This window comes from Streptosporangium amethystogenes (assembly GCF_000721075.1).
Classification (GTDB): Bacteria; Actinomycetota; Actinomycetes; order Streptosporangiales; family Streptosporangiaceae; genus Streptosporangium; species Streptosporangium amethystogenes.
Window position 1 is genome coordinate 104,002 of sequence record NZ_JOEQ01000022.1, and the last position, 17,468, is coordinate 121,469.

General features: G+C 71.1%; 10 protein-coding genes. 5 read left to right on the top strand and 5 right to left on the bottom strand.

What is annotated here, in order from left to right; translation table 11 throughout:
• Positions 1-137: 137 nt before the first annotated feature.
• The gene (locus IG98_RS0127765; RefSeq protein ID WP_030918379.1) at positions 138-1,475 is read right to left on the bottom strand and encodes a serine hydroxymethyltransferase; all 1,338 of its coding nucleotides are present in this window, start codon (positions 1,473-1,475) and stop codon (positions 138-140) included.
• A 629-nt stretch (positions 1,476-2,104) separates the two neighbouring features.
• Between IG98_RS0127765 and IG98_RS0127770 the strand changes: the two genes are divergently transcribed.
• Positions 2,105-3,838, top strand: a complete 1,734-nt coding sequence (locus IG98_RS0127770) for an ABC transporter ATP-binding protein (RefSeq protein ID WP_030918383.1) — start codon at positions 2,105-2,107, stop codon at positions 3,836-3,838.
• Positions 3,835-5,850: an ABC transporter ATP-binding protein gene (locus tag IG98_RS0127775; protein ID WP_030918385.1), complete on the top strand. Its 2,016-nt coding sequence runs from the start codon at positions 3,835-3,837 to the stop codon at positions 5,848-5,850. The genes IG98_RS0127770 and IG98_RS0127775 overlap by 4 nt, the downstream gene beginning before the upstream one ends.
• 139 nt (positions 5,851-5,989) lie before the next feature.
• Here IG98_RS0127775 and IG98_RS0127780 read toward each other — a convergent pair whose 3' ends face one another.
• Positions 5,990-6,982, bottom strand: a complete 993-nt coding sequence (locus tag IG98_RS0127780) for an endonuclease/exonuclease/phosphatase family protein (protein ID WP_084195696.1) — start codon at positions 6,980-6,982, stop codon at positions 5,990-5,992.
• Between the two features lie 87 nt (positions 6,983-7,069).
• On the opposite strand from IG98_RS0127780, the gene IG98_RS0127785 reads away from it, so the two are divergent.
• Both IG98_RS0127785 and IG98_RS0127790 read left to right on the top strand, forming a co-directional pair.
• Positions 7,070-7,918: an NAD(P)H-binding protein gene (locus tag IG98_RS0127785; RefSeq protein ID WP_030918391.1), complete on the top strand. Its 849-nt coding sequence runs from the start codon at positions 7,070-7,072 to the stop codon at positions 7,916-7,918.
• 69 nt (positions 7,919-7,987) lie between these two features.
• Positions 7,988-8,845 carry an NAD-dependent protein deacetylase gene (locus tag IG98_RS0127790; RefSeq protein ID WP_030918394.1) on the top strand — a complete coding sequence of 286 codons (858 nt, stop codon included), beginning with the start codon at positions 7,988-7,990 and terminating at the stop codon, positions 8,843-8,845.
• 133 nt (positions 8,846-8,978) lie between these two features.
• Here IG98_RS0127790 and IG98_RS0127795 read toward each other — a convergent pair whose 3' ends face one another.
• Positions 8,979-9,689: an HAD family hydrolase gene (locus IG98_RS0127795; protein ID WP_030918397.1), complete on the bottom strand. Its 711-nt coding sequence runs from the start codon at positions 9,687-9,689 to the stop codon at positions 8,979-8,981.
• A 319-nt stretch (positions 9,690-10,008) separates the two neighbouring features.
• The gene (locus IG98_RS0127800) at positions 10,009-13,494 is read right to left on the bottom strand and encodes an indolepyruvate ferredoxin oxidoreductase family protein (RefSeq protein WP_037971450.1); all 3,486 of its coding nucleotides are present in this window, start codon (positions 13,492-13,494) and stop codon (positions 10,009-10,011) included.
• Positions 13,495-13,629: 135 nt separating this feature from the next.
• On the opposite strand from IG98_RS0127800, the gene IG98_RS0127805 reads away from it, so the two are divergent.
• Entirely contained in the window at positions 13,630-14,133 is a 504-nt protein-coding gene (locus IG98_RS0127805) for an Lrp/AsnC family transcriptional regulator (RefSeq protein ID WP_030918402.1), read from the top strand.
• Between the two features lie 234 nt (positions 14,134-14,367).
• On the opposite strand, the gene IG98_RS0127810 is transcribed toward IG98_RS0127805, so the two are convergent.
• Positions 14,368-17,328 carry a S8 family serine peptidase gene (locus IG98_RS0127810; protein WP_051753038.1) on the bottom strand — a complete coding sequence of 987 codons (2,961 nt, stop codon included), beginning with the start codon at positions 17,326-17,328 and terminating at the stop codon, positions 14,368-14,370.
• Positions 17,329-17,468: the final 140 nt, after the last annotated feature.

Here is a 17,468-nt window from a genome sequence, read left to right on the forward strand (position 1 = left end):
GACCGGCCGCCGGCGGATCGGATCTCCCCTGGCGGGGACGCGCGACGGCGAGCGCACGGCCGCCCTACCCCGGCTTCCACGCCGCTAACACGGGAGCCGGGTACGGGCGGATTTCAGCACAGCGCGGCGTATGCCCCTCAGGAGGGGTTGTCCACCGTGAAACGCACGCCGGAGAAGCGGCTCCGCCACTCGGTGACCTCCGGCGCCACGGTACCCGGGTCGACGTTCTCGTCCAGGCCGCGGGCGATGAACGAGGCCAGCTCCGGCATGTCCGCCTCGGTCATCCCGAGCCTGGCGATCTCCGGCGTACCGATCCGCAGGCCGTTCACGTCCCCCTCGACCGCCTCCACCGGCAGGCCGATGCCGCTGCTGAGCAGGTTCGCCTCGCGCAGCCGCCGGGCGGCCCGCTGCCCGCCGCCGTAGCGGTGGGCCAGCACGGAGAACTGGTGGGAACGGGTGCACCCCCGGTCCGCGGCGAAGATCGGCACGCCGAGGGCGAGCAGCTCGTCGGCCAGCCGCCGCGCGGTCGCGATCATCTCCTGCGCGTAGGCGGGCCCCGCCGCCTTCCAGTCGAGCATGGTCATGGCGAGCGCGGCGGTCTTGCCCGCGTCGAAGTTGGCGGTCAGTCCCGGGTAGGCGATCGCGTCGAGCCGCTCGGCCAGTTCGGCGTCGTTGGTCACGATGAGCCCGCCCGCCGGCCCGCCCAGGCTCTTGTACGTGCTCATGGTGATCAGGTGGGCGCCCTCCGCCAGCGGCTGCGGCCACGCCTTTCCGGCGATCATGCCGCAGAGGTGGGCGGCGTCGAAGAGCACGCGGGCGCCGACCGCGTCGGCGATCTCGCGGATGTGCGCCACCGGGTGGTGGAACAGGTTGAGGCTGCCGCCGATGGTGATCAGCTTCGGCCGGACCCGCTCGGCGAGCTCGCGCAGGGCGTCGACGTCCACCGTGTAGCCGTCCGGCGTGACGGGGGCGGGAACGATGTTCAGCCCGTACAGGCCGGCCGCGCCGGGCTCGTGGTGCGTGACGTGGCCGCCGATGCTCGCCGGCGGGGCGATGATCGTGTCACCGGGCTCGCAGGTGGCCATGAAGGTGTAGAGGTTCGCCAGCGCTCCCGAGCCGACGCGTACCTCGGCGTAGCCGGCGCCGAAGACCTCGGCGGCCAGCTCGGCGGCGATGATCTCGATCTGCTCGATCGCCTCCAGACCCATCTCGTACTTCTCGCCCGGGTACCCCAGTGACGGCCGCGACCCGAGGCGGGCCGAGAGCAGCGCCTCGGCCCGGGGGTTCATGATGTTCGTGGCCGGGTTCAGGTTGACCGACTCGATGTCGTGGATGCGGTGGTTGCCGGCCACCAGCCGTTCGATCTCGTTCTGGATCGAGGAGGCGGTCTGGTCCGTCACGGCCTTCAGTACGGACTGGACGCGATCCTCGGTGACGGTGGGCACCCACGGACGGTGGGCGAGGGCACGGGGCATCAGGTGATCTCCTGGCCGACAGGCAGACGGCTGTCGTGGTGATGTCAGGTTGTCTGCCACACGACGTTAGATCGCAGATGATGCCCACCGCATCGGGTGAAAGATGGGGTTTTTCACGCTGTTTTCCTACATTTGCTGGAAAAAGATTCCGCACCTCGCCGGAAACGATCACTTCTTTCACCGGGGCCCCGTCCGTCCCTCCGGTCCCCCGAACGCCACATACGGCTGAACCGCAATAAATGGGTGAGCGCTCTGTCCACTTGCTTTGTAGGATGACCGACGTGCCAGGGCTCCCTCATCCGGCAGGTGCTCACCGGCCCGATCGAGCCCCCACGACCGGCCACGCCATGGCCGCCGCCTGTCGCGCGCGACCATCGGGAGTTCGTCGAAAGCGACCCGCTGCCGCTCTCGGAGATCGCTTCCAGGCCACCGGTCGGGCTCCGCACCTGTCCCCACCTCGGCCCGTTCCCTTGACCTCAACCGAAGTTCAGGTCGCAGGCTGAGTCCGACACTCCCCCGCTGGAGGAAATCCTCATGATCCCGGCTACCGGGACGACGGACGAGACCGGCCGACGGCCGGTCCTCCGGCACGACGCCCCTCTCCCGGCCACCCCACCTAAAGAGATCCCATGCTGACCCGCCTGCTCCGCACCTACCTGCGCCCCTACTCGGCGGTACTGACCGCCGTGGTGGTGCTGCAACTGGTCGGCACCATCGCCTCGCTCTATCTGCCCAGCCTGAACGCCGACATCATCGACCAGGGCGTGGCCACCGGCGACACCGGCTACATCCTCACCGCGGGAGGCTGGATGCTGGCCGTCTCCCTCGTGCAGATCGCCTGCTCGATCGCGGCGGTCTACTACGGCTCCCATGCGGCCATGGGCTTCGGGCGCGACGTCCGCTCGGCGATCTTCCACCAGGTCGGCGGCTTCTCCGCCAGGGAGGTCTCCCACTTCGGCGCCCCCTCCCTGATCACCCGCGGGACCAACGACGTGCAGCAGGTCCAGATGCTCGTCGTGATGACCTGCACGATGCTGGTCGCGGCCCCCATCATGGGCGTCGGCGGCATCATCATGGCGCTGCGCCAGGACCTCGGCCTGTCCTGGCTCATGCTGGTCTGCGTCCCCGCGCTGCTGGTCTCGATCGGCCTGATCATCGTCCGCATGGTCCCCCAGTTCCGCGCGATGCAGGAGCGCATCGACCGGGTGAACCAGGTGCTGCGCGAGCAGCTCACCGGCATCCGCGTGGTGCGCGCCTTCGTCCGCGAGCGTGAGGAGACCCGCCGGTTCGCCGAGGCCAACGGCGAGCTGACCGACACCGCGCTGCGGGTGGGACGGCTGACCGCGCTCATCTTCCCCACCGTGATGCTGATCCTCAACATCTCCAGTATCGCCGTGCTCTGGTTCGGCTCCGGGCGGGTGGACAGCGGCGAGATGCAGATCGGCGCCCTGACCGCGTTCCTGATGTACCTGATGCAGATCCTCATGTCGGTGATGATGGCCAGCTTCATCTCGATGATGATCCCGCGCGCCGCGGTCTGCGCCGAGCGCATCACCGAGGTGCTCGACACCGAGTCGTCGGTGACGCCGCCCAGCGACCCGGTACGACAGGTGAGCGGCCGCGCCGAACTGGAGATGCGCGACGTCGAGTTCCGCTACCCGGGCGCGGAGGCACCCGTGCTGTCCGGCATCTCCTTCCGCGTGGCGGCGGGACAGACCACCGCCGTGATCGGCAGCACCGGCTCCGGCAAGACGACACTGGTCTCGCTGGTGCCCAGGCTGTTCGACGCCACCTCGGGCACGGTCTCGGTCAACGGCGTCGACGTCCGCGACCTCGACCCCCAGGTGCTCTGGTCGCGCATCGGCCTGGTGCCGCAGAAGCCGTACCTGTTCAGCGGCACCGTCGCCAGCAACCTGCGCTACGGCAACCCGGACGCCGACGACGAGGAGCTGTGGGAGGCGCTGGAGGTGGCCCAGGCACGCGACTTCGTCGAGGCGATGCCCGAGGGCCTGGAGGCGCCCATCACCCAGGGCGGCACGAACGTGTCCGGCGGGCAGCGACAGCGGCTGTCCATCGCCAGGGCACTGGTCAGCAAGCCCGAGATCTACCTGTTCGACGACTCGTTCTCGGCCCTGGACCTGGCCACCGACGCGCGGCTGCGCGCCGCCCTGCGCCCGCACACCGCCGAGGCCGCCGTCATCATCGTCGGCCAGCGGGTCTCCACCATCGCCGACGCCGATCAGATCATCGTCCTGGACGACGGCGTGATCGTCGGCCTGGGAACCCATGACGAGCTGCTGGATTCCTGCCCGACGTACATCGAGATCGTCGAGTCCCAACTAGCCGCGGAGACCGCAGCATGAGTGACAGTCCCACGACGACCGCGCGACCGCGACCACCCGTCGGAGGCGGAGGCTTCGGCCGGGGCCCCATGGGCGGGGCCGGGATGCCCGTGGAGAAGTCGATGAACTTCGGGCCCTCCGCCCGACGGCTGGTCCGGCGGATGAACCCCGATCGCCCGAAGCTGCTGGCCGTGATCGGTCTCGCCGTGATCAGCGTGGTGTTCTCCGTCGTCGGGCCGAAGATCCTCGGGTACGCGACGGACCTGATCTTCACCGGGGTGATCGGCAAGCAGTTGCCCGCCGGGATGAGCACGCAGCAGGCGATCGAGGCGGCCCGCGCCTCCGGCAACGACAACTTCGCCAACCTGCTCGCGGGGATGGACGTCGTACCCGGTCAGGGCATCGACTTCGGCGCGCTGGGCACGGTCCTGCTCTGGGTACTGGGGCTCTACGTCGCGTCGTCGCTTTTCGCCTGGTACCAGGGTTACCTGCTCAACGACGTGGTGCAGCGCACCGTCTACCGGCTGCGGGAGGAGGTCGAGGAGAAGCTGAACCGGCTTCCGCTCAGGTTCTTCGACGGCCAGCCGCGCGGCGAGCTGCTCAGCCGGGTCACCAACGACATCGACAACGTCTCGCAGACCCTGCAGCAGACCATGAGCCAGCTGCTGAACTCGCTGCTGCTGGTGATCGGCGTGCTCGCGATGATGTTCGTGATCTCACCGCTGCTCGCGCTGATCGCCCTGGTGACCATCCCGTTGACGATGGTCGCCACCGGGATGATCGCCAAGCGCTCACAGCGGCACTTCGTCGCGCAGTGGAAGCACACCGGCAGCCTGAACGCCCACATCGAGGAGGCGTTCACCGGCCACGAGCTGGTGAAGGTGTTCGGCCGCCGCCCCGAGGTCGAGGAGGTGTTCAGGGAGCGGAACGAGGAGCTGTTCAAGGCCAGCTTCGGCGCCCAGTTCATCTCCGGGATCATCATGCCGATGATGATGTTCATCGGGAACCTCAACTACGTCGCCATCGCCGTCGTCGGTGGCCTGCGGGTCGCCACCGGGGCGATGAGCCTGGGTGACGTGCAGGCGTTCATCCAGTACTCCCGGCAGTTCACCCAGCCGCTGACCCAGGTCGCCTCGATGGCCAACCTGCTGCAGTCGGGGGTGGCCTCGGCCGAGCGGGTCTTCGAGCTGCTCGACGCCGCGGAGCAGGAGCCCGACCCGGCCGACCCGGTGGTGCCCACCGCCAGGCGGGGCCGCGTCGAGTTCGAGCACGTGTCCTTCAGCTACGACCCGGAGCAGCCCCTCATCGAGGACCTGTCCCTGGTGGCCGACCCCGGGCACACCGTCGCGATCGTCGGCCCGACCGGCGCGGGCAAGACCACCCTGGTCAACCTCGTCATGCGCTTCTACGAGCTGAACTCGGGCCGGATCACCCTCGACGGCATCGACATCACCGCGATGCGCCGCGACGACCTGCGCTCGCACATCGGCATGGTGCTCCAGGACACCTGGCTGTTCGGCGGCACCATCCGCGAGAACATCGCCTACGGCAACCCCCGGGCCACCGAGGAGCAGATCCTCGCCGCCGCGCGGGCCACCTTCGTCGACCGTTTCGTACGCACCCTGCCGGACGGCTACGACACGGTGGTCGACGAGGAGGGGAGCAACGTCAGCGCCGGCGAGAAGCAGCTGCTGACCATCGCCCGCGCCTTCCTCGCCGACCCGTCGCTGCTCATCCTCGACGAGGCCACCAGCTCGGTCGACACCCGCACCGAGGTCCTGGTGCAGCACGCCATGGCCGCGCTGCGCTCGGACCGCACCAGCTTCGTCATCGCCCACCGGCTGTCGACCATCCGCGACGCCGACCTGATCCTGGTGATGGAGGAGGGAAGCATCGTCGAGCACGGCACCCACGACGAGCTGCTCGCCGCCCGCGGCGCCTACCACCGCCTGTACTCCGCGCAGTTCAGCGGCGCGGCGATCGAGGACGACGAGACGGCCGCGGAGGAGGTGCCCACGCCGGTCTCACCGTGATCCGTCCGGCTCGGCCACGGATCGGCGCGGCTGCGACGCGGTCACCGGGAACGATCGACGCCCGGCCCCTCGAACCCGCCCGAGCCGGTCGTCACCGGTGAGCGCCGCGCTCACCGGTGACGACCGGCTCCCGCGGGGATCAGAGCCTGACGCGGGCCATGACCGGCAGGTGGTCGCTGCCGGTGGCGGGCAGGGTCCAGGTGCTGACGGGGGTCACCGCGCGGGTCATGACATGGTCGATCCTGGCGACGGGGAAGGCGACGGGCCAGCTGAAGTCGAAGCCCTCCCGCGCCGGGATCAGCCGTGAGGTGAGGGGGGCCAGGCCCCGGTCGTCGAGGGTGCCGTTGAGATCGCCCAGCAGGACGACCCGCTCCAGCCTCTCCGCGGCGAGGGCCGCACCCAGCGCGACGGCGCTCTCGTCCCTCCGGCCGGAGCCGAAGCCGTCCGGCAGCCGGACGCGGAGCGAGGGAAGATGGGCGACGTAGACGGCCACGTCGCCGTACGGGGTCCGCGCGGTGGTCCGCAACCCCCGGTTCCAGTCGCCCTCGATGTCCTTCGGCCTGATGTCCACCGGCCGGGAGTCCGTGAGGGGGTACCTGGACCAGAGCCCGACGGTGCCCACGACGGCGCGGTGGGGATGGTCCGGCGCGAGGGCGGCCCCGTAGACGGGCAGCGCCTCGGGGGTCAGCTCCTCCAGAGCGACAAGATCCGCACCGGCTGCCGCCAGGACCCGCGCGGTCCCGGCGGGATCGGGGTTGTCGTCCGCGACGTTGTGCTGGAGCACCGTCAGCCGGGACACCGTCAGGTCGGATGCCACTCCCCGCTCGGCGGGCGGCAGCCGGTCGCCGAAGAGCGCGACCCAGACCGTCATGGGAAGCAGCAGGGCCACCGCCGCGAGAGCCGACCGCCGCAGCAGCGCCAGAACCGCCAGTAGGGGAACCGCCAGGCCGACCCAGGGCAGGAACGTCTCCAGCAGGCTGCCGAGGTTGCCCACGGCGTTCGGCACGGCGTCGTGGAACACCAGCAGCCCGGCGACCAGCACGGCGAGCGACGCGAGAGCCCGCCCCCGCGTCCACGGCGTCCCGGCCTTCCCGCCCTCACCTCCGGGGGACGGTTGGTGCCCTGCGGACAACGGTCCTCCCCTCCCTGCCTCATTGACATCAACCAAAGTTGAGGTTGCAGGCTGATCACGACGTTCCCACTGACGAAGGAGATCATCATGATTCTGGTTACCGGGGCCACAGGCAAGGTCGGCGGTCAGGCCGTGACCCGGCTTCTCGGCGCGGGCGCCGCCGTGCGCGCGCTGGTCCGCGATCCCGCGTCCGCCAGGCTCCCGGAGGGCGCCGAGGTGGTGCGCGGCGACCTGGCCGACCCCGGCAGCCTGGACGCCGCCCTGGACGGGGTCGACTCGGTGTTCCTCGTCTGGCCGACCCTCGCGGCCGACCACGCGGCGCCCGCGACCATCGAGAGGATCACCAAGCACGCCCGCCGCGTCGTCTACCTCTCCGCACGCGGCACATCCGACGCCCCCGGCCAGGACCCGAACTCGATCCTCGGCTCGCACGCCCTCATCGAGGGGCTGATCGAGCGGTCCGGAGCGGAGTGGACGTTCCTGCGGCCCGGCGGATTCGCCGCCAACACCCTGATGTGGGCCGCCCAGATCCGGGGGACCGGCGTCGTCCGCTGGGTGCACGGTGCGGCCACCAGGGCACTGATCCACGAGCGCGACATCGCCGCCGCGGGGGTGAGCGTGCTCACCGGCACCGGCCACGCCGGGGCGAAGTACGTGCTGACCGGCCCCGAGGCGCTGACCCAGGTGGAGCAGGTGGCCGCCATCGGCGCGGCGATCGGCCGGCCGACGCGCTGGGAGGAGCTCGCGCCGGAGATCGCGCTGCGCGAGCTGCTCGACCAGGGCTGGCCGCCCGCCGCGGCGGAGGGAATCATCGACGCGCACGCGCTGATGGTGGCCGCCCCGGAGACGACCACCTCCGTCGTGGAGGAACTCACCGGAGCACCGGCCACCCCGTTCCACCGGTGGGCGGCCGACCACGCCGACGACTTCCGCTGACCTTGGAAGGCATCCGGAGAGGATGTGCCCGGGTCCGGCTGGGTATGCGGGGTGGGTCAGTATGGGAGGGTGAGCGAGGATACGAGGGCGCTGGCGAAGCTGGTGGCCGCGGGCGGTGTCGCGGTGCTGAGCGGGGCCGGGATATCGACGGAGTCGGGGATTCCCGACTACCGGGGGCCGCGTGGCTCCCTGGTCCGGCACACCCCGATGACCTACCAGACGTTCACCGGCGACCCGGCTGCCAGACGGCGCTACTGGGCGCGGAGCTACCTCGGGTGGCGGGCGATGACCGGGGCGAGGCCGAACAGCGGCCACCAGGCGGTCGCGCGGCTCCAGCGGCACGGCCTGGTGGCCGGCATCGTGACGCAGAACGTGGACGGCCTGCACCAGGCGGGCGGCGCCGAGGCGGTCGTCGAGCTGCACGGCAGCCTGCATCAGGTGATCTGCCTGGACTGCGGTGATTCGAGCTCGCGAGAGGAGCTGGATCACCGCCTGACGCTGGCGAACCCCCGGTTCGGTGCCCGAGCGAGTGCGATCAACCCGGACGGCGACGTCGAGCTGGCGGACGAGGAGGTCGACGGGTTCCAGCTGGTCGGCTGCCGGGCGTGTGACCGGGGGGTGCTCAAGCCCGACGTCGTCTTCTTCGGGGAGACCGTCCCGCCGGAGCGGGTCCGCGAGTGCTACGCCCTGGTGGAACGAGCACGCCTGCTGCTGGTGCTCGGATCGTCGCTGACGGTGATGTCCGGCCGCCGGTTCGTGCTGCGCGCCGCGAAGCTCGGCATCCCCGTGGCGATCGTCAACCAGGGCCCGACCCGCGGCGACGGCTACGCGACGCTCGCCGTCGACGCCCCGCTGGGCACGGTCCTTCCGGAACTGGTCAGGCTCGTCGACGCACGGACCATGACCGCCGGTCCGCCCTCAGGGTAGGGCGACCGCCTCTCGCCTGAGGCCGCGAACGCGCGGCCGTCCCGCCCCCGGCGTCCCGCGACCCCGGGGAATCCGTGCACGACACGCCCTGACCGGTCGCGCGGCCCGGCGACCGGGGACGGCCGGGACCGCCCTACAGATCCGACGCTCCCAACAGGGCCCGTACCACGGCGGCGGTGTCGGCGAGATCCTCCAGCACCAGCTCCGCGCCGGCCTCCTTCAGGGCCTGGACGTCGCTGGAACCGGTGGCGACGGCCACCACCCGCGCCCCACCCTCAAGCCCGGCTAGAACGTCGTTCGGTGTGTCCCCGACCAGCACCGTGTTCCGCGCGGTGAAGGACTCCTCGTACTTCCGCGCGGCACGTTCCTGCGCCAGGCCCACCAGCACCGCGCGGTCCTCGTGGTCCATCCCGTAGGCACCCACCTCGAAGTCCACAAAACCCTCCAGCTCGAACGCCCTGAGCTTGCCGATCGCCAGCGGCTCCATGTTCCCGGTGAGCAGCGACTGGATCACGTCGGCCCGGCCCGCCAGTACGTCGAGCACCTCGCGCACCCCCGCCAGGACCCTGCCCCGCTGTGAGATCTCCGCCTCGTAGACGACGAACGCCTCGGCGAGGGCCGCGACGAAGGAGCTCAGCAGTTCCTCCGACACCTCGACGTCGTGCATCCGGAGCGTCTCCGCCGTGATCGCCCAGTCGGTCCGCCCCGCCATGGCCGCGACCTGCCGCATGGGCTGCCCGGTCACCACCTGGAACGCCTCGGCGTAGATGTCCCTGCCGACCCCGTCGATGCTGACCAGCGTGTGATCGATATCCCACAGCACAAGTGTTCTAGGAGAGCCCATCATCCGAGCCTAGCGAACCCCTCCAAGGGCCTCTCCCGCCGGAAATCCGCTGGAAGCCTGCGCTCCGCGCCGGCTTCGGGCGGCCGCTGCCCCCGGAGGGCTTCGGCCGCCACGTAGTGGAGCGGGCGTTCGCGTTCGAGGACACCGTCCGTGCTCACACCGGTCGTGGGCTCGGCTGTCTCGTCGTCGTCGAATTGACACTATGCACACGCATTTACCAGACGGAACCTCCTGGCCTGCTGCTCGACAGAGGCCGGTGACCCCGTCGGCGCGGATGAGGTCACCGGATGCTCCACGCCGCCGACGCCGGCGGCCGTGGTCAGCGCAGGAGCCGCAACACCTCGGCGTCGAGCGGGACGGCGAGCTCGTCGCGCCGCTCGCGGTAGCGCTCGACACTGGCCAGCTTGACCCCCTCGTAGCCGCGTACCAGCTCCGCGGCCTCGGCGGCCCGCACCGCGCGGTCGTAGCCGGCCGCGTCGAGGGTCCGGGCCAGCTCGGCGACCATGTCCCGGTAGTCGGCCGCCAGCGCGCGCTCAAGCCGGCGGACGTGCGCGAACCCGAACGGGTCCAGCGGGGTGCCTCTCAGCACCCGTCCCCTGGCGAGCCCGCGCAGCACCGGCCGGAACCAGGGACCGAGCTTGAGCTTCCTGCTCATTCCCATCGACCGCAGCATCGGCGGGTGCAGGTTGTAGGTGACCTTCGCGGCCCCGGCGACCTGCCCGGCGACCGGGTCGGCGGCGGGGTCGGTGAGCAGGCGGGCCACCTCGTACTCGTCCTTGTAGGCCCAGAGCCGGTGCGCGCCACGGGCCACCGCCTCACTGAAGTCCGTCGCCTCGCCCACGGCCCGCTCAGCGGTCCACGCGGTCTCGACGAGGTCGACGTAGCGCCGGGCCAGGTCCGCGCCCGAGTGCGCCCGCAGCTCCACGGCCCGCAGGCCCGCCAGCCGGGCGGTCTCGCCCCCCATCGACCGGCCGGCCAGGAACTCGGAGCCGTCCGGGCCGTCACCGGCGGCCGACCGACCCCCGTCGCCCGAGACGGCCCGAGCGAACGCGGCCGGGTCGGCGACGCTGACCCGGCCCCAGCGGAAGGCGGCGGTGTTGAGGTCGGCCTTCACCCCGTTGAGCGCTATCGCCCGCTCGATGGCCCGCGCGGTCAGCGGCAGCGCACCGGCCTGGAACGCGGCCCCCACGACCAGCAGGTTCGCCACGTCCGTGGAGCCGAACAGCGCCTCGGCGGCACCGAGCGCGTCCAGTTCGTGCAGCCTGGACGTCGAGTTTCGCAGACGCGCGAGCATCGGCTCGGCGTCCGGGTAGGTGAGGCCGGCGTCGTAGACCATCTCTCCGGTCGGTGTCCGGCTCGTCGAGGCGATCGCGACGGTGCGCCCGGGGCTCGCCAGCGCCAGGTGCCTGGCGTCGGTGCCTACCAGCAGGTCGAACGCCAGCACGGTGTCGGCACCGGCGGCGCTGACCCGGTTGGCCGGCTCGCCGCCGTCGACCGAGATCCGCAGGTGCGACGTCACCGGGCCCGCCTTCTGCGACAGGCCGGTCTGGTCGAGGCCGGCGCTGCGCAGGCCGTCGTGCAGGGCGGCGGTGGCCAGCACCGCGTTGACCGTCACGATGCCCGTGCCGCCGATCCCGGCCAGGAACACGTCGTACGTCGGGCTCGCCACCGGGATGACCGGATCCGCCACCGAGGGGGGCTCGGGTCGTGAGGTGGCCGCGGGCTTGCGGGAGGGGTCGACCCGTACCGTGACGAACGACGGGCAGTCCCCCTGCAGGCAGGTGTAGTCGGTGTTGCAGGAGGTCTGGTCGATCCTGGTCTTGCGGCCGAGTTCGGTCTCCACCGGCTGCACCGACAGGCAGTTGCTCTTCACCCCGCAGTCGCCGCACCCCTCGCAGACGCTCTCGTTGATGACGACCCGCTGCGTCCGCTCGGCGAGCCGGCCGCGCTTGCGGAGCCGCCTGGCCTCGGCCGCGCACTGCTGGTCGTAGATGAGCACGGTGACGCCCGGCACGTCGCGAAGGAGTCGCTGCGCCTCGTCGAGCCGGTCACGGTGCCAGACGAGCGTCCCCGGCGCGAATCGGGCCCGCCTGCCGTAGCCGCGGGGCGTCTCGGAGCAGACGATGATCCTGGCCACGCCCTCGGCATGGAGCTTGCGCGTCAGCGCCGGAACGCTCAGGGCACCCTGGGGGTCCTGCGCACCGGTCATCGCGACGACCTGGTTGTAGAGGATCTTGTAGGTGATGTTCACCCCGGCCGCCACGCACGCCTGCAGTGCCAGCTGGCCGGAGTGGAAGAAGGTGCCGTCGCCGACGTTCTGAAAGATGTGCGGCACGTCGGTGAACTGCGACTGTCCCAGCCACTGCGTCCCCTCGCCGCCCATCTGGGTCAGCGACGTGACCTGCGCGCTTCGGCGGTCGGCGATCGTCACCATGGTGTGGCACCCGATGCCGCCGGCCCCCAGCGACCCTTCGGGGAGCACGGTCGACCGGTTGTGCGGGCAGCCGCTGCAGAAGTACGGGGTGCGGCTCGCCACCGGTGTCAGGGTGAGTGCCATCCGAGGTGCCCTCGGCGGCGGGGCGAGCTCGACCCGGTCGGAGAGCAGCCTGCGCAGCGGCCCGGTCAGCCGGTCGGCGTTCAGCAGTCCCCCGGCGGGCACCAGCGGCCGACCGTCCGCGTCCCGCTTTCCCAGCACCGCCGGAGCGTCGGCCGAGCCGTACAGCAGGTCGCGCACCTGACTCTCGACGAAGGACGTCTTCTCCTCCACGACCAGGATCTGGCGGAGCCCGCGCGCGAACCGCCGCAGGGTGCCGGCCCCGAGCGGGTAGGGCATCCCGATCCGCATCAGCCTGATCCCGGCCCGCTCAAGACCCCGCTGGTCGAGGCCCAGGTCGAGCAGGGCCTGGCGCACCGCGTCGTACGTCACGCCGGGCGCCGCGATGCCGAGCCGGGCGTCGGCGGGGTCGACCTCGACGACGTCCAGCGGGTTGGCGGCGCCGAACGCCTCGACCATCGCCCACCGGGGGCCGAACAGGTCGGCCTCGGCGAGCAGGCTGTCGGTCGGGGAGGACATGGTGCGCTGCCGGTAGGTCCACGGCCGCCCCTCCCACTCGATTTCGGGAACCTCTATGTGCATGCCGGCGAAGTCGCGGTCGACCGTGAAGAGCCCGTCGGCCACCGCGGTGACCACCTTGACGCCGACCCAGCAGCCGGACGCCCGGGACAGGGCGATGCCGTACAGCCCGAGGGCGACCATCTCCTCGGCGTCGCGCGGGTACAGCACGGGCAGCCCCATCGCGGCCAGCGTGCGCTCGCTGACGCACGGCAGCGTGGACGACGACGCGCCGGGGTCGTCACCGGCGAGGGCCAGCACCCCGCCGCGCGGGTCGACGCCGTACGTGGACGCGTGCCGGATCGCGTCGCCCGACCTGTCGACGCCGGGTCCCTTGCCGTACCAGAGACCCACCACGCCGTCGTGGGTACGCCGCCCGCTGGGCAGGGCGCTCTGGCTGCCCCAGACGGCGGTGGCGCCGAGCTCCTCGTTGAGACCGGGCAGCAGGCGCAGGTCGTCGGACCGCAGACCGGCGAGCGTCTTGTCGAGACCGGCCAGCGGGCTGCCCTGGTATCCCGACACGAACGTGGCGGTGCGCAGACCGGCCCGCTCGTCGCGCGCACGCTGCTCGGCGACCAACCGGCCGACGGCCTGGACTCCCGTCAGCAGCACCGGGCCGGAACCCGGCCGGTAGCGATCGGCGAGGTCGATGCGGGCACCCGCCCCGACCACAGGATCGGCGGTCTGGGCCATGTGTGCCTCCTTCACCAGAGCTGACGCATATGTCGGTAAATTTGAGGTTAGAGTGGCTGCCACGTCAAGGTTCTGCAGAAATATTGAGCGTCCTGCTCAGTTAACACCCGCCACAAACAACGACAGGTGAGCACTGTGACCAGCATTGACCGGCTCGACGCGGAGCTGCTGACCGCCCTGTCCGAAGACCCCCGGGCCGGGACCAGCGAGCTCGCGGCCCGGCTGGGGGTCGCGCGGAACACGGTCCAGGCGCGCTACCAGCGGCTCGTCGAGTCGGGGGTGCTGACGGGCTTCAGCGCCCGCGTCGACCTGGAGCGCCTCGGCCTGCCGGTGACCGCGTTCCTGCACCTGCAGCTCGCCCAGGGCACTCTGGGCGAGGTCACCGACACGCTCGGGCGGCTGAGCCAGGTCCTTGAGGTCTGCATCACCACCGGCACCAGCGACGTCATGGTCCGGGTGGCCTCCCGCAGCCACGCCGAGCTGCAGTCGCTGATCCAGGAGGTCCTGGCGCTCCGCGGCGTCGTCCGGTCCACCACCGAGATCGCCCTGACGACCCCGGTGGAGTACCGCCTCGGCCCGCTGCTCGCGACCCTGACCAGCGACCGGGGCCGCGGCCGCAGCGGCGACCAGCGCCGCTGACCGGTCGGTCGGCAGGCCGCGGGGGCGTCCGGGGCGAGGTCCACCGCAGGCCTCAGCGGGCCTCAGCGGGTTCGACGGCCCGTGGAGGTGATGGCCGACCGGCCCGGGTTCCACCCCGCCCACGAGCCCTGATTCTGCCCCGCCGCGACGAGCCTGGAAAAAGCGCACCGGGGCGGGCGCGACCTGTGGGACACAGGCTCCGCGCTCGCCCCGGTCAGCGGGGGACGGTGTCCGTCAGTTGAGGGTCACCACCGTGCCGGTTCCGTTCGGGTACTCGATGAAGGCGGTGGAGCGTACGCCGGTGGACACCTTGGACCACGAGCCGGTGACCGTCAGGGGAACGCCCACGGTGACCTTGGGCTTCTTGGGGGACACGGTGAACTCCCCCTTGCCGCCCTTGCCGTCGATCAGGTTCGTCTGGACGGTGAACGGCGTCGACGTGGTCCCCTCGACCTCACCGAGTGACACGACCACCAGGAGGTATCTGCCGGCCGCCGGGTTGGGGACGCTGACCCTCAGATCCGCCGGGGAGGTGAGGACGTCGACCAGGTGGATCCCGCCTTCGATCTCGTACCCCAGGATCACTCCCAGTTGTGCCTGAGGGTTGTCGGCGCGCACGTTGAACTCGACGGCTTTGGCGCCCTCGGTCACCGTGGTCCAGAATTCCTGGAAGTCAGGGCCGGAGGTGGAGACCGAGCCCGCCTGCGGCGGTGCGGAGACCGGCCGGTGGGCGGTGATCGGGAACCTGGTCACGCCGGGGGTGACCGGGAACGAGACGCTGCCGACCTTTCCGGTGCCGCTGACCTGCTTCGGCGCCCGCACGCTCTGCGGCGTCAGCACGATGGGGCTGCGCGTGGTGGTGCCGGCCCCGGTCCACGTCAGCGAACCGTTCGCGAGGGTCTCCGCCTGCGCGTCCTTCAGTTCGAAGGTGACCGTGAACTCCTTGGTCTCCCCGGCCGCGTCGAAGCGCAGGGTGGACGGGCGGACGGTGGTCTTCACCCCGGGCAGGTCGATCTTGCCCCGGTAGACGCCCGGGGCGACCGCGGTGACCCTGCGGGTGATGGTCTGCGAGCCGAACAGATCGCCGATCGCGATGGAGGGGTAGTTCAGGTCGCTGGAGTCGATTCCCGGCACGCCCGTGCCGGTCTCGATCCCGAGACCTTCGAGGTAGCCCAGCCAGTCCTGCTCCGCGGAGTCGTACACCAGGCCGGGGTTGAACATCCGGTCCGGGGTGACGTTGCCGGCGCCCTGCGCGAACCGGTCGGTGCTCGCCGCGCCGCTGTCGGTCTTGAGGTCGGTCGCGGTGGTCATCATCGCCGACTTGATCTGCATCGGCGACCAGTTCGGATACCTACCGAGGTAGAGCGCGGCCAGTCCGGCGATGTGCGGTGCGGCCATGGAGGTGCCGGACATCACGTCGTACTCGCGTCCGGCCGCTCCCGGCGGGGCCACCGCCGCGAGGATCGCCACACCGGGAGCGGCGATGTCCGGCTTCAGCAGATCACCGTGGTTCGTCGTCGACGGGCCGCGCGAGGAGAATCCGGCGACCTGCGGGTAGGGCGTGTCCGTCCCACCGGGAACCAGCGTGACCTGCGCGCCCTCGGTCGCCGCGTACTCCTTCACGGTCAGCGAGTCGGGTGCGTCGAGGTGCACGGTCGGCACCGAGTGCACGTCCGCCTCGGCACCGAGGGCGGTCAGGTTGACCAGCACCATGCCCGCTCCGCCGGCGCGGGCGACCTCGGCGGACTTGATCGGCCGCTGGATGACGCCCCGGTCACAGACGACGACCTTGCCGGCCACCTTGGCCGGGTCGAGGCTGTTCGTCTGGCAGAGCGACGCGTCGGCGTCGCTGACGTCCGCGTTCTTCACCGAGGTGGCCGGCACCAGCGGCTTCGGCCCGACGCTCGCGGCGACCGACGAACTCTGGCCGGTGTACCTCGCACCGTTGCCCAACACCACGCCGGCCGTGTACGGAGCGACCGTGCTGGCCGCCACCGTGGTCACCCAGGGAGCGGTGTTGTCCAGGCTGGCCGGGTCCGGTCCGTTGTTGCCTCCGGCGGCGGCCACGAAGACACCCGTCGACGCCGCGCTGAGGAAGGCGCGCTGGACCGGGTCGTCGGCCGCCGATTCCCGTGACGACCCGATCGAGTAGTTGATCACGTCCACGCCGTCGGCCACGGCCTGGTCGACGGCCGCGACGAGGTCACTGACGTACCCGCTGCCCTCGGCGCTCTTGCTCGACCAGAGTGCCTTATAGACCGCGATCTTCGCGGCCGGGGCGACTCCGGAGATCTCCCCGAAGGCCAGGCCGTTCACGGTGACGTCGACCCCGGCGTTACCGGCGGCCGTGGTCGCGGTGTGGGTGCCGTGGCCGTGGCGGTCACGCGGGGAGAGATAGTCGGCGCGCTGATCGGGGGGAGTGAGCTCCGCCCAGGTGTCCCCGAAGTAGCGGGCGCTGATGAGCTTCTCGTTGCAGAGGCCGCCGTCGAACTCCTCGCCGACCTGGCAGGTCCCGGTGAACGTGCCGCCGTCCGCCTTGCGCATGACGGTGGTCGTACCGTCCAGATACGGCCGGTAGGGGTCCTCCGTGGTGGGCGCGGCCGAGCCCAGTGCCGGTGCGGCGAGCGAACGGCTCTCCGGCCACACGCCGGTGTCGATGACGCCGACCACGACACCCTTGCCCGCGTTCTCGGCGCCGCCCAGCGAGGACCAGACCCCGGCGGGGCCGGACAACTTCAGGAAGTCGGTGGACTTCCTGTCGTCGGCCACCGTGCGCAGCTCGTCCCGGACGACGGAGGTCACCCCGGCCGTGCCCATCAGCCGCGCCACCTGAACGGCCGACAGGTCGGCCACGAAGGCGTTGGAGGCGACGGAGTAGTGGCGCGCGGGAGTGGCGCCGACGGCCTTGGCCGCCTTGGTGTGCCGGTCGGTGAGGTGGTCGCGGTAGCGCTTCGCCTCCGGCGTGGTGACGTCGACCCGCTTCCCCTTCGGCGGCTTGGTACGCGCCAGGCCGGACACGCCGCCCTCGTAGCCGGCGAGCGGCTGCTCGGCCAGCGTGACGATGTACCGGCCGGCGAGAAACGATCCGGGGGTGGGGTCCGCCAGCGACGCCCGGGCCGGGAGCGCCGTCACGGACAGCGCGAAGGCCACGACCACACTGGCGAGAAGTCGTCCGTTGCGTGACTGATATGTCACGTTTGTTCCTCCGAGGGGGGGAGAAGGGAGGCAAGAGCGAATTCGCCGCTCATGTGATTGTTCGGTGTGAAGTGAACTTTGTGAGACCAATGGTTGTCCAGGTAAAGTTGTGGCGTCTTCCGCCATATGGCGAAAGACGT